Below are 13,522 nucleotides of genomic sequence, written 5' to 3' on the forward strand. Positions count from 1 at the left end.
AACACCAGACTGATTTTTAAAGAGACAAGGGATTTTCGCCTTATATCCCCGCCTTGAAGGACGGGGCTTTACGGCGTATGCTGATAACAATAAAGGAAGAGGGGTTGTTTGTCTCGATTCAGGTTTTTCTAAAGGGAGGAGTGATTTATGGCATATAGCAAAAAACATAAAGCGCTTCCTGTTAAAGATTTGACTCATGAGCAAGCGAAGGAAGAAGTGCCCCGTCTCATAAACGAGATAGTATATCATGACGATCTTTATTATAGGAAATCGGACCCTAAGATTTTTGATTTTGAATATGATGAATTGAGGGATCGCTACGACGATTTCAAGGTTTTATTCCCATCTCTGATTCCTCCTGATAGCCTTCTTAATGGTGTAGGAAAAGAGAGACAGAATTCATTATATGATATTCAACATTCTGCCTTTATGAATCGGTTGAAGAAAGCGAGGACAGAAGATCATATCCGTCGTTTTGTTGAAGGCGTCTATCGCAAGCTACAAATACCGTTTGATAATCGTAGTATCGCTTTCACTGTTGAACCGAAGATTGATGGAATAGCTGTTGCGATACACTATGAAAAGAGAAAACTAATACATGCGTTAATGCGTGGAGACGGTTTGCAAGGTCAAAACATCATCGCAACTGTGAATGCTATTTCTGAAATACCTAGGATCCTTCCACCGGATGGGGAAGTTCCCGATATTTTTGAAGTTAGAGGTGAGATTTACATTGCGACAAGTGCTTTTGAAACTCTCAATGAACAGAGAATTTCTGCTGGAGAAAAGCCATATGCTACTCCAAGAAACTTGGCGTCTGGTCTGTGTCAAAATATGAATTCAAAGTCCAACACGGCGAAGAGATATTTGCAGTTTTTCCCTTATGGACTAGGAAAAACTTCTGAAAAATTTGCTGATAGCCAGTACGAAATGATTAAGAAACTGGCCGATTTAGGCTTTCCAAGTATGAAACTACTTCAGCGGTTTAATGCGATAGAGGATATTCTATTGCACTATGGTCAAGTTAAATTGGTTCGTAGCTCTCTGGATTATGAAATCGACGGTTTGGTGTATAAGGTTGATAATTTGTGTCTACAGGAAAAATTAGGTTCAGGTTCTTCCTATCCGTACTGGAGTATCGCACACAAGTTTTCAGGAAAGAATGTCCATACCCGTATTTTGGATATTGATATCCAAGTAGGGCGAACGGGTATTCTAACACCAGTAGCACGGCTTGAACCTGTCAATATAGACGGTGTGGTCATCACAAATGTAACATTATATAACGAAGATTATATCACAGGACTTGATATTCGGATAGGAGATATGGCTGTCGTACAACGTGCAGGCGATGTTATTCCTCGAGTTGTGGATGTCGTCAGGACAGATCGTCCTGCTGATGCTCAGGTTTTTTCATTTCCCTCTCTTTGCCCTGTTTGTCAGAGTCCTGCGATTCGTAATGTTAATCCTAAGACGGGAAAGGTAGATTCCGCTCGTCGTTGCACAGGGGATATTGCATGTTCAGCACAAGGCTTAGAGAAGTTGAAGCATTTTGTATCGCGTCAAGCTTTTGATATAGACTATTTGGGTGCAAAACAACTTTCCTTCTTCTTTCAGTCTGAAGATCCTTGTCTATGGATTAGAAATCCTGCATCTATTTTTACGTTAGAACGTCGTCAGCAGGATGCGTATGTGCGTCTTGAAGACCTTCCTAATTTCGGGAAAATAAGTGTTAAAAACCTATATGATGCTATTAATAAGAGGCGTCAGATAGCTCTATCAAGGTTTATTTTCTCTTTGGGTATTCGCCATGTTGGCATGTGGACTGCTAAGCTTCTTGCAGAAAAATATCGCTCTTACCGTAATTTTGAACACGCTGTTGCTCATAACGATAAGGGCTTATGGGAGATAGCAGGGATCGGTGATGTGATAGTAAAATCCATGATAGCATTTTATCAAAATTCTCATAATACTCGTATCGTTGAGGCTCTTTTAAAAGAGGTAACGCCTGAAACTTTAGAAGATGACAAGCCTTCAATAACGGATTCAATTCTGGCAGGTAAGAAAGTAGTATTGACAGGAGCTCTTGAAAAGATAACACGCGAAGAAGCTACAGGATTTATAGAACGATTGGGGGCTAAGGTTTTAACTTCGGTTTCTCAAGAAACCGATATTGTAATAGTTGGCACAAAGCCGGGTTCAAAGTTTTCTAAGGCACAGAAGCTTGGTATTGAGATTATGGATGGAAGTCAATTTTTAGATTTGTTTCAAAAATTCCTCTGATATAATGCTGACAGTAGAATTATATAGTATAAATCAATAATTTCGTTACAATTTTTGAGATATATTTTATTTTTATAAATATAAAACAATAATAGAATATAGTTTTTCGATCTTAGACAGTTATCCTTTAATATTAAGAAGTCTATACTTCGAATTTTTATTTCATATTTTTGCAGAATAGCGAGGATATTTTGTTGAGAGAATTATCATCAATGTGGGATACAGGATGCGTGATGTGGGATGCGGGATGCGGGATGCCGTGATGCGGAGTGCCGTGATGCAGGTGATGCGTGATGAGGGATGAGTGATTCCGTGATCGGAGTGCCGTGATGCAGGTGCCGCGTGATGCGGAGGATGCAGGCGCGGGATAGATAAATGCGATACTTGCTCCATTTATAATTGCTGACTTTTTTCTTTTAGGCTGTGGAAGATACGAGAACATAGAGCTGTGCGAGAAGAGGTTTGTAGGGATAGGATATGCGACCGATGAATAGGAATTTTGGAAGTAATTTACTCCGATACTTTTCCCTGATGCAAAATCCCTAACAAGATGCGCTGATATCTTTAATCTTTGGAAAGGATAAAACTCTTCTTCCTTTTGGCGAGAAAGGGCGTTCTGATCAAAGTTTAAGGCTTCTATTAAGTTGTATAGTTGCCTCCATTCCTGTAGATTGTTTTCCTCTTTATTCGGGTATTTTTTATCACGCTTCAGAATTTTATCAATATGGTGATCCATTTCATCCAAAAGGAGATCTGATGCGAGATTCTCTGTTATAGTAACTTCTTTAAACCCTAATCCTTTTTCTAAAATCTGATTCAAAAAGAGAGAAGAGCGGTTGAGGGGGGAACGTTATGACGAGCGAGGAACAGGGATGCTAATTCCTCTTTCCTGAGCTTCATATAACCCATTCAAGCAGAGAGGGTGGGTTTTAAATTCTGCAGTACCTTCCCTTCTCGCGAATTTTGCCGGCAGCCTATGAGATCCTTGGGAATAGCAATATTAATCATCATCGGTTTGAACAACGATTCTTGGGTATTTGCTAATATCAAATTCACTCATTTCATCACCATATCCTATGTTGCTTTTGTGAGAAGCGCTATGTGATTTTTGCATAGTGCAATAAAAGCCTTTAAGTACACTGTATTTGTTTGTTTTGCGTTTGGGGATTGCAATATAATGAATGAGATGAACTATATATTTTATAATGGCTACCTCGGCTAGGGGCTGATATTCTTAAGTTAAGATGCATATAGATTATATATCTTAGGATCCAATCTTCCCTAGGCTTATTCTTTATTCCTTTAAGTATATCGACTTTGTCTCATTCTCTTTTTTGTTCATACTAGTCCAGTTAAAGTTAAGTATCTCTTTGCCGTGCAATCCATATATAGCCCTCTGTATGTCAATTGCTCCACTATGAGTGATTTCTTCTTTCTGGTTGCTTTTCGTGATGATGGAATCTCAGATTTCTTGCTTGGCGGATGCTGTCTATGAAGAGAGTTATGTGCTTGTCATTGTCTTTTGAATCGCCTACCTTAAAAATACACGGCGTCATCATGCTTTTTGGAATAGGGAACTTCCTTGTTTGTCACCAAGGATTGGATTAAATCCTGCTATATATACACAGCTAAATCTCGCAATTATCGCCAAACAGCTAAGTCCTTAGTGCGTCTCCTTTTCATTCCTTTCGTTTTGTTTTGGTTCAATGCGATATGCATTCTCTTGAAATACCGAAAAACGCCTCTGACATTTATAAATTTAATCACCGTATAAATTAAAAATTTGTATAATTTTTAAATACTCAACCAGAATATTGCTATCGATAGGTCATGTTATCATATAATCTCTCTTATATTGTGCAATCAAAAAGGGAGAAAATTTTCTATGAATATGAAAAAAAGCATATCATTTTTTGTTCTTTTATCAGCTGCTGCAACCGTAATTGGAGGCTATGACCCTGATGACTAAAAAGTATATCAAGCAGCAAGAAAAGCAGGATATACTATAAGTCGAACCAACGTTGAAAGATACCAAAAAATAAAAAAACTGTATGATAAAATCAATAGAAAGGATGTTAAAAAACACGAAGACTTGCAACAAGCAACACCAATGACAGAATCTGATGAAGAAGATGCGCTATCGTTAAAACTCTACTATGATCTAGAATCCTTGCACCGTAACCTCTTAAGATCTGAGGATCTGCCAATACAGCCGATAGAATCAGAAGAGAATCCATTAAAAGACTAAAGAAGAAGGAGCATTATCAAGGAGGAAGGAGCTGTCTTTCAAAACGGATCATGAAGATTTAGACATAGGTAGCCTCAGCTTCAGGTTATTCACAAAGCAGAGGCTTCTAATAAAATAAAAAAAATAGGGTATCTTATTAAAAAAAGTGTTTCGTTGACAAAAAAAGAGCAACAATTATTCCATTCATTATAGAGCGTTTTATATGTCTTTTAGGTTTTTTTTAGGGAATAATCACTTGTATTTGTCTTAAATAGGTAAATAAGCATTATTAATGCGATTTAAAAAGGTTATTATACCTATTGAATTGTGTTGTCTTTCCATGATTTTTATGCCTACAGCAGAATTCTAGGTTTCTAAAGTACCTTTCTAATTCTAATATGCCCAATAATCTTATATGCATTATGAGGCAGTTCAGATTTTTATTGATTTCTCTTTTTTTGTTTTCATCTTTTGATGCATTATTTTGCATTTTAAGAATTGGTTTCACAAATGATAGCTTCTTTTTTTACAGGAGGAATGCTTCGTTGTATTCAGTCTGGTATTGAACTTTTCTATAGAAAAGCAAACAACAAACATGAGCTGGAATTACAAAAGATTTCCTTAAAAGCTGATCGTTAGCGTATTGAGCTGGCTAGGATAGAGGGACATATAAAGATTGAAAGTGATACCATTAACGCTGATAATATGGCTCTCATAGAAGTAACCAAAGCACAAAGTATCAAAAGTAGTATCAGATGGATAGACGGTTTGAGTTCTTTCATAAGACCCCTTATTACTATCTAATGGGTTATTTTATTGTATCCCATAGTAAAAGTTGTTATGATGATAGCGGAAATGAACCAACACAGTATCACTGTTTCGCTATTCAGCGTCGTTCTAGGTGATTTTGAATAGGATCTTGTCTCTTCCATCGTTGGATATTGGTTCTGCGGCAGGACAATGAGGAAAAAAATATGATACCACCACATTTCATTGAACTCATTAAACGTTTTGAAGGATTAAGATTAAAGGCTTACCAACGTTCTGCTGGTGTTTGGACTATTGGTTATGGACATACGGGATCTGATGTTTATGAGGGTATGACGATATCAGAACAACAAGCCGAACAGCTTTTGATACAAGATATAGAAAGTCGTTTGAATCAGCTATTCAGAGTCTCTCCTATCCTTTTGTCTTGTGGTGAAAACCGCATATCAGCTATTGGAGATTTTGTCTTTAATCTTGGCATTGGAGCATATCGGAATAGCACATTGCGCAAACGCGTTGATGCTCAAGACTGGGAAAATGCATCAATTGAAATACGAAAATGGGTTTTTGCTGGAGGAAAGAGGCTTAATGGGCTTGTGGTCAGAAGAGAAGTTGAGGCGGGATTGCTGTTAAATGGTTAGAGCCTATAAAGGATGGATAACCTAATAACTTCTATGGGGAATTTTGGTATACAGATGGTATCGTGAGGAAGAGGGATTAAAACTATCTGTATATCCATTTAAGAATTGTCATTGCGACCACAATTATAGACGATATCTTCCGCAACATCCCATGCATCTCAATACGGAAATTTGCTATCTTATCGGAAAGACTATCTACTTTGTTTTTGAGATGTCTGCTAAATTATATTATAAAAATTCATTGGTTAATTTTTGAGAATTAATACTTCATAGAGTTGTTTTTATAAATGGAATTACACAGCGATATATTGAATTTTTTATTTTAAAAAAAATTGTATTTTAAGAGGAAAGTATTACACCATGACAGCAATTAGCAATACATTCATCAGTTCTTCTTCTACCACAAATAAGGAAGCGCTTTCCGATGTTGTGTCACGCATCACTCCTGAGGATACTCCGATTTATTCCATTATTAAAAAAGGATCGACACAATCCATCCATCCAGAATGGGTTGTTGACAGTCTTGCTGCTCCTGGTCCCAATGCGCAATTAGAAGGTGACGAATATAATTTTGAAGCGATTTCTGCTCCAGAAAGACTTGGAAATTATACGCAAATTATGCGTAAAAGTTGGGTTCTTTCTGGAACACAAGAAGCGGTAGATGATGCCAGTTCTATCTTAAAGCGTAAGGAACAAAAACTTAAAAAAGCTCTCGAGATTCGAAAGGATGTTGAATATTCTCTCGTGAGTTCTCAAGCATCAGATAAAAATTCGCCACGTAAACTTGCCTCTCTCAGCAGTTGGATCAAAACAAATGCAAGTAGAGGAAAAGATGGTGGTTCAGGTGGTTATAATTCTGAAACAGGATTAACCCAAAAAGCCAAGGATGGTGAACAGAGAGCTTTTACGAAACAACTTCTTGATGAGGTGATGCAGGCTGGGTATCAAAATGGTTCCAACTTCCGTCATATCGTTGTTTCTCCACATGTTAAAAGTGAATTTGTGCGCTTTATGTCAGATTCAAATGTTGCATCTTTTCGCTATGCTACTTCTTCTAATTCTGAAAAAAATACTATTGTTGCAACAGCAGATATTTATGATGGACCATTTGGAAGAGTTATTGTGCATCCCAATCGAGTTATGGCAACCAATGCTGAAACAGCCCACAATGCCTTCCTCATTGATCCAGATATGCTTGAATTTCTATGGTTGCGCGACATCCAAGAAGATAAAAATATTACCAAAACCGGAGATTCAAATAAAGGAATCATCATCGGTGAAGGAACGTTAAAAGTTAAAAACGAAAAAGCAATAGGGGTTGTGGCAGATCTCTTTGGCTTATCAAATAAAACCTAAAGGAGAAGATATGTTTATCTACGATGGTTCCTGGCGGTTAGTAAATTATGATCCTATAACAGGAAGAACGATTTGGTGTTGTTCGGATGATCAGCAAGAAGTATATCGTATTGATTATCCGATTGATCATCTTATTGAGCATAATAAACTTTGTCGTCAAGAAATTTCCAGGAAAAAAAATGGAGATTGGCAAAGAGTAGCCAGTATTCCAGTGAGTGTTTTAAGAGATTCGCACCTGATGCAGGCACATAGTAAAGGCGATGATATTTGGATAAAAAATTGGCTCAATAACAAAGATAATGGTGTTTGGCGTACTTCGGAAGGATATGTGTAATGGCAAATAATTATGCTAGTTTATTAATTGATGCGAGCCATTACGTTGAAAAAAGTGGATTTACATGTCTGTTCAAAGATTTTCTGCATAGAGTTGAAGTCAAAATTAATCGTATTTTGCGTTTGCGAGAAATGGAAAAACAGGTTTTTCTTCCCTTGAATTCGGGATCTGCTCCGTTACCCGATGATTATATTGAGATTATTTTTTTGCAGGATCATACAGGCAAAAAATTAGATCATCTTCCTTTAAGTGTGTCATCAAAGGAAAAAAAAGGCTACATCATTACAGCTCATCTCATTTGTGTTGCACCCATATCTTCCGAAAAAGTTTCTCTTCATTACTATGGCTGTATTCCACCTATTACGGAAGAGAATCCTTCTAATTGGCTTCTTCAAATCGCTCCTGATCTTTATCTTTATGGATTGGTTGAAGAAATTGCTTTGTGGGAACAAAATGCAGATAAGGCGTCAACCGCCGGTGCATTATTTCAGCAAATCCTCAAAACATTACAGATGAATGACAATCGTTCGCGTTGGGCAGATGCGAATATAACGCTTGATGGGTTAACACCATGAATGTTTTAACATTATTGAATACAGTTTGTGATCTGGTGGGTTTGTCACGATTTGAAATGGTTTGTGGAAATCAGGACGAAAATGCAGCGCTTCTACTGGCTTTATTACAGCAATCTGGTGAGGAAATCAGTTTGCGGCTTGATTGGCCAGAGCTATTGCGCAAAGTAAAAGTGAATCAGATCCCATTCAATCTCCCAAAATCCTTCGCATCAGGAAAACAGACAACCATCTTCTTTTGCCTCAGAAAATCTTAATTTTTTGACATTTCCAGTTGTATTGAAATAAAGGCGTAAAATCAATCACTTACGTAAAAGTAAGACTAAATCGGACTCAGTGTTTTCAATAACTTACGAAACGATTAGTCTTACCTTTTTAGGTGTTATCTGCTATCATTTTGGCAGTTTTGTAGGCTAATTTTTTAGCGTTGAATTCACGTGTATACAATTCAGCCATATTCGTTTTTGACCATCCATACATTGCCATAAGTTCGTGTGGGCTAGCACCAGCATTCGCTGCGATTGTTGCACCTGCTTTTCTGAGCCCGTGAGCCCTACATTCCTCTGGAAGTCCTGCTTCTTTACATCTTTCTCTAAACCAGTTCCCGAAAGAAGCAAAGGAGGAAAAAGATTTCCCGTTAGATGTCAGCAAAAAAGTATCACCGTCTTGACCGACTGCGTCCAAGCATGTTTGCAGGTCTTCAAAAATCGGAACATGAACTTGTTTTCCTGTTTTTTGTGTTCGGATTGACAAAACACTATCTTTGACATGCTTCTTGCCAATTCTAATGACATCGGATCGGCGTAACCCTAGAAACAACATTAATTCTAAAGCCAATCTTGCCATGGTATTGATAGGATGATGCTTACGATAAATGGCCACTTGTTCGACCGACCATGCGTGCATTTCTATGGTTTTATGAGTAGGACGTCGTATCCCAACGACTGGATTATTCGTAATCAATTCGCATGTTTCTGCCCATCGGAATACAGGGGAAACCGCTTTTAAAAACGATACCGCCACTGATGGCTTATCGGATCTCCGATCTACAGCGTTTTGCATATGTCTGCGTGTTATTTTGGCATAAGGTATGTCGCCTGAATCTTTGATGATACGGAGGAAAAGATTGTCTCTTACTCTTTTAGTGGTGGTATTCAAAGATTGGTAATGCCCGCTTAATCTGTACTGATCAATCAGCCATTTGAATGTTCCTTTACTTCCTTGATCTCCTTTCTGTACTATCCTCCCCGCCAGAGCGTCAGAATATGCTTCTATGAATTCTTCTGTTCCATAGGTGTCTGGAAGACGAACACGTTTGCCGTCTTTTTTAAAATACCATACTTTCCTTCCATGTCTTGTGGTCTCATGGGAAAGGTGAGGGTATCTCGTCTTTTTCATATCTAAATGACAAAATCTACAAAAGGTTCTTCTTCAGGCATGATGATGTCCGTTCTAGAATCAAATTCAGGATAGATGCGAATGCATTTTCCATCTTCGGTGAATTCAATCATGACGTTTCTTTGACGGGCAACGCTTGCCATTCTGTCTAACTCTTTTCTATTGCAGATTGATGGAGCTTTCATGTTAAACTTCTCCTTGTCTTATCTCTTTTATGATTGTCTTTAATTGTCTGACAGATGTCCCTAAATCGTAGTTGCAAACAGCCCAGCCGTTGTAGCCTGTCACATCAATTTCATCGTCTTCCTTGGCTTCAGATCCTCTTTTCTTCAGGTTCTCTAAGCGTTTTTCTTCTGATGGAGGATGGATGACGATAGGTGTTACTGCTACATCTGGATGATCTTTAAAAAACTCCTTAAACGATCTGTAGCCCTCAGGCGTGAGAATGATCAGAAGATCTTTAACTGACGCCATACCACTGTTGATACTTGATTTCAGAAACCCGTACCGATTGCCCTTGTAGGTGACAGTTTCTAGGAACAAATTTGAATCTTCGCACCTTTTGAACCCTTCAAGGCTAAGGAAATCATAATCCATTCCTCTTCTCTCTTCCCGTCTTGGTTCTCTTGTGGTTGTCCCTCTTGGCATCAACAATCCGAGGGATTTGTCCTCCACAACACGTTTAGCGATGGTTGTTTTTCCAACACCTGATTTGCCGATTAAAACGAATATATGTCTCATGACACCTCCTTTAATGATGTTAAAAGTATGTCTTGCACACTGGCTTTGGTCTTAAGCCTCACTTCCACGAGTTCGTCGATGGTGTCTTTGGCCACAATGGAATAGATGTAGACGGGGCGGTTGTATCCCGATTGGCGTTGACGGGTGACGCCTAAACGCTCAATCATTTGTTGATGCGTTTCCAGATCCCACCACAAAGAGAAGAACACTAAGATATTTCCGCCATGCTGTAGGTTTAAGCCATGCCCGCATGATGCAGGATGAGCAAAGAGGATAGGGATTTTTCCAGAGTTCCAGTCGTGAATAGTCTTAGGATCTTTGTCTAGCTTTCTACCCTCTGGAAAAGCTTTAAGAAGCCGTTCAAGATCCATATTAAAATGATAGGCAACTAAGATCGGAGCTTTGCCTGCATCATGTTGAATAGCTTGAAGAGCTTTAATCTTCTCATCATGCACCTCTTTCCAGTTCTTGTCCTCGTCGAGGTACACGGCACCATTAGCTATCTGCAAACATTTGTTGGCTATCGATGCCGAATTAAAGGCTGTGACTTGTTCACCTTGAAGCTCACAGATCAATTCTCTTAAGAGGATTTTGTATTGCTCCTGAACATCAGGTGGGAGAACAACAGGAACTCTCAGGCGGATCGGCTCATCGATATTAACCGTGTCTTTGATATCGATAGAAAGGCAAATATCCTTTAAACACTCTTCTATTTCTTTGCCTGCATTCTCTTTTGGACTATGCTTAACAGCTCCTGCATTTGCTCCTACTTGTTTCGTGATGAACCATTTTTGCGTGAAAGCTTCAAATGTCTTTCCTAAACGTTTTCCACGATCTAAATACCACATCTGACCCCAGAGATCCGTTAAGCCGTTAGGAGAGGGCGTACCTGTTAACTCTATGAACCGCTCAGTATGATGAGCCTGAAGTGCTAAAGCCCAACATGCCTTTCCGCCTCTCTTCCACCTAAAGCTTTTAAGCTTTGTGCTTTCGTCTGCTACGATGGTCGAAAATGGCCATTTGTCGCCTAAATGCTTTTCTAACCAAGGAAGGTTTTCGAAATTGATGACGAAAAGAGTGGCTTCCTCCTGAAGAGCTTTCGCTCTTTGCTTCGCCGTTCCTGTGATGACAGATACTTTCATGTTCGAGAATGCTGACCATCTAGCGACTTCATCGCTCCAAACACTCTTGGCCACTCTTAACGGTGCGATGACTAAAGCAGGTCTTGGATCAAAAAGCTGGATGTAGGAAAGGGCAAAAAGAACACTACATGTCTTTCCTGATCCCATTGAAGCCCACATCGCACATCGCTTGTTTTCCAATATGAAATCAACCATTCTGTTTTGATGATCTTGAAGCTCTAATTGCATTGTAGACCTCCTAAGAACGCATCAACTTCTTCATACGATGAGAGAACAGAAACGTTCTGTGCGTAATAGGTTAGGAATTCATGTGTTAGGATTTGTGACTTTGACAGTCTTCCATGAGGGGCTTTAAGCTCTACCCAATGAACAGCCCCTTTTGGGGTGATGACGATGCGATCAGGACAGCCTCTATAAGCGATGAACTGTATCTTGCGAACAAAGCATCCTCGTTTTCTAGCCCCGCTAACAAGGCGTGATTCAATCTGGCGTTCAGTGTTCATTTGCGATACCTCTTAGCTTCAAAGCCCTTAGCGTTAAGAGGGAGACCCGTAGCCCAAGAAGGGTTTTTCGTCATCAGGGCACAAAGAGTGTCAGAGCTGAATTCATCTGAATCTGGAACCTCACAAACGATTTCATCGTGAACCGTTAAAACGATCGGATAACCCGCTTCAGTAGCGTTTTTCATGCCCTCGCAAAGGATATCTCTACTGATGGCTTGAACAATATTCTCCGTTAATTTCCCGCCATAGGTTGTATCACGCCTTGATCCTATGCCTCTGACATCAACGCTGAGATAGGTTTTTCCAACTCCTACATCACGATACACAAGGTCTCTTCCTGTCGGCAAAGTGAGATAGATATTCCCTGCAACCTTTCGCATCTGAAGCGTGGGAGCGTCAGGGGCTTTTCTTCGTACAGATATTCTATTGCCAATGTTTAAGGTGTATTCAAAAGCGTCATCGCAATCTTTCCATAGGGACTGAACGAAAGGATGCTTGTTTCTCCAAGCTTTCTTAACCAGCTCGCAGGCTGTACCTATGGTTAAATCCTCTATAGCAAATTCAGGATGTTCCGATTGCATCCAAAGGCAAAAACTCTCTGCTTCCTCCCATGTATCTAAAGGGGCAATCTCTCTCACAGCGTTGGCAAAATCATTGAGGTTTAAGCCACGGTTAGAAGCCATTTTAAGAAATACGCCAGCACCGCCTTGATAGCCTAAAGCCAATTCCATGACTTTCCCGATATCTCTTTGGTCGTTGGTGACAGCTCTTGGTGGCAGGTTAAACGTCCGTGCGTAGGTGGTGACGTAAATGTCTTCACCGCTCTTAAAGGCATCAACTTTCCATTGCTCCCCAGCACACCATGCTAGAACTCTGGCTTCAATTCCTGACAAGTCAGCAACGACAAGCTTTTTTCCCTTTGGTGCGACGATGCAACTTCGAATGCTGTCGCTCGCAAATCGGAGAAGATTGTCTTGAGGATACGAACCGCTATCGAGAGATTCTTCAATCTCTTCATGAGGTGTACTTGGTCGGGGGAGGTTCTGTGGTTGAAAGACCCTGCCAGCCCATCTTCCCGTACGACTTGCTCCCATGAATTGCAGTGTGCCTCTTAACCTGTTGTCATTGCTGACAGCAGAAGCAAGGGTTTTGAGCTTTAAGACACTAGAGCGTGAAGCCTTTAATCGGTTTTGCAAGACTGTTCTAACGTTGTCAGGAAGATTAACTGTGCCTAACACTTTGACAACTGTATCTTCTTTTAAATCGGGTAGTTCTAACCACGTTTCTAAGAAAATCCACAACAACAGCCTTTGGTTTTGACGTGAAGTGCATACAGCACCAGCCGTTAAATCTTTTAAAGAGTGATCAAGTTCGTTGCGTGCTTCATCCACAAGATGGGCTAGAGTGTGAACCAGTGGTACATCGATCGCATAGCCGCGGTCGTTGATATCTTGATCCAAAAGCCAAAGGTGGTGTTCGTTGGGGCTTAAAGGTTTTAATAGCTTGAAAATCGCTCTTGTGGCTTCCACGTCTCTGACGCAGTATTCTCCGAAAAGC

14 protein-coding genes are annotated in these 13,522 nt (G+C 39.7%); 7 read left to right on the forward strand and 7 right to left on the reverse strand.

Translation table 11 applies throughout. The features are described from left to right. Nucleotides 1–147: 147 nt before the first annotated feature. Complete coding sequence (gene ligA / locus H0G72_RS04610; protein ID WP_182017609.1) at nucleotides 148–2,283, forward strand: NAD-dependent DNA ligase LigA; 2,136 nt, start codon at nucleotides 148–150, stop codon at nucleotides 2,281–2,283. A gap of 157 nt (nucleotides 2,284–2,440) precedes the next feature. Here ligA and H0G72_RS04615 read toward each other — a convergent pair whose 3' ends face one another. Beyond that, nucleotides 2,441–3,019: a hypothetical protein gene (locus tag H0G72_RS04615; RefSeq protein ID WP_182017610.1), complete on the reverse strand. Its 579-nt coding sequence runs from the start codon at nucleotides 3,017–3,019 to the stop codon at nucleotides 2,441–2,443. A gap of 2,001 nt (nucleotides 3,020–5,020) precedes the next feature. Here H0G72_RS04615 and H0G72_RS06295 point away from each other — a divergent pair. The 6 genes from H0G72_RS06295 (at nucleotide 5,021) to H0G72_RS04645 (ending at nucleotide 8,438) form a co-directional block, all read left to right on the forward strand. Then, the gene (locus H0G72_RS06295) at nucleotides 5,021–5,149 is read left to right on the forward strand and encodes a hypothetical protein (RefSeq protein ID WP_259345144.1); all 129 of its coding nucleotides are present in this window, start codon (nucleotides 5,021–5,023) and stop codon (nucleotides 5,147–5,149) included. A gap of 335 nt (nucleotides 5,150–5,484) precedes the next feature. Next, complete coding sequence (locus H0G72_RS04625) at nucleotides 5,485–5,919, forward strand: lysozyme (RefSeq protein WP_182017612.1); 435 nt, start codon at nucleotides 5,485–5,487, stop codon at nucleotides 5,917–5,919. A 360-nt stretch (nucleotides 5,920–6,279) separates the two neighbouring features. Further along, nucleotides 6,280–7,275 carry a DUF5309 domain-containing protein gene (locus tag H0G72_RS04630; protein ID WP_182017613.1) on the forward strand — a complete coding sequence of 332 codons (996 nt, stop codon included), beginning with the start codon at nucleotides 6,280–6,282 and terminating at the stop codon, nucleotides 7,273–7,275. Between the two features lie 10 nt (nucleotides 7,276–7,285). Next, complete coding sequence (locus H0G72_RS04635) at nucleotides 7,286–7,609, forward strand: hypothetical protein (RefSeq protein ID WP_182017614.1); 324 nt, start codon at nucleotides 7,286–7,288, stop codon at nucleotides 7,607–7,609. Next, the gene (locus H0G72_RS04640) at nucleotides 7,609–8,184 is read left to right on the forward strand and encodes a phage adaptor protein (protein WP_182017615.1); all 576 of its coding nucleotides are present in this window, start codon (nucleotides 7,609–7,611) and stop codon (nucleotides 8,182–8,184) included. Before H0G72_RS04635 ends, H0G72_RS04640 begins: the two co-directional genes overlap by 1 nt. Next, entirely contained in the window at nucleotides 8,181–8,438 is a 258-nt protein-coding gene (locus H0G72_RS04645; RefSeq protein WP_182017616.1) for a hypothetical protein, read from the forward strand. Before H0G72_RS04640 ends, H0G72_RS04645 begins: the two co-directional genes overlap by 4 nt. A gap of 118 nt (nucleotides 8,439–8,556) precedes the next feature. Here the strand turns inward: H0G72_RS04645 and H0G72_RS04650 are convergent, their stop codons facing one another. The 6 genes from H0G72_RS04650 to H0G72_RS04675 all read right to left on the reverse strand — a co-directional run. Continuing rightward, nucleotides 8,557–9,579 (reverse strand): tyrosine-type recombinase/integrase, encoded by a 1,023-nt coding sequence (locus H0G72_RS04650; RefSeq protein WP_182017617.1) that lies wholly within the window; start codon nucleotides 9,577–9,579, stop codon nucleotides 8,557–8,559. A 2-nt stretch (nucleotides 9,580–9,581) separates the two neighbouring features. Further along, nucleotides 9,582–9,764, reverse strand: coding sequence for a hypothetical protein (locus H0G72_RS04655; RefSeq protein WP_182017618.1), 183 nt, complete (start codon nucleotides 9,762–9,764; stop codon nucleotides 9,582–9,584). A gap of 1 nt (nucleotide 9,765) precedes the next feature. Beyond that, nucleotides 9,766–10,320, reverse strand: a complete 555-nt coding sequence (locus H0G72_RS04660; protein WP_182017619.1) for a guanylate kinase — start codon at nucleotides 10,318–10,320, stop codon at nucleotides 9,766–9,768. Next, nucleotides 10,317–11,690, reverse strand: coding sequence for an SNF2-related protein (locus H0G72_RS04665; protein ID WP_182017620.1), 1,374 nt, complete (start codon nucleotides 11,688–11,690; stop codon nucleotides 10,317–10,319). The genes H0G72_RS04660 and H0G72_RS04665 overlap by 4 nt, the downstream gene beginning before the upstream one ends. Beyond that, nucleotides 11,681–11,965 (reverse strand): VRR-NUC domain-containing protein, encoded by a 285-nt coding sequence (locus H0G72_RS04670; RefSeq protein WP_182017621.1) that lies wholly within the window; start codon nucleotides 11,963–11,965, stop codon nucleotides 11,681–11,683. The genes H0G72_RS04665 and H0G72_RS04670 overlap by 10 nt, the downstream gene beginning before the upstream one ends. Then, on the reverse strand, nucleotides 11,962–13,522 hold a 1,561-nt coding region (locus H0G72_RS04675; RefSeq protein WP_182017622.1), incomplete at its 5' end, for a DNA polymerase. The genes H0G72_RS04670 and H0G72_RS04675, both read right to left, overlap by 4 nt.

It is taken from the genome of Candidatus Liberibacter sp., assembly GCF_014048425.1.
GTDB lineage: Bacteria > Pseudomonadota > Alphaproteobacteria > Rhizobiales > Rhizobiaceae > Liberibacter.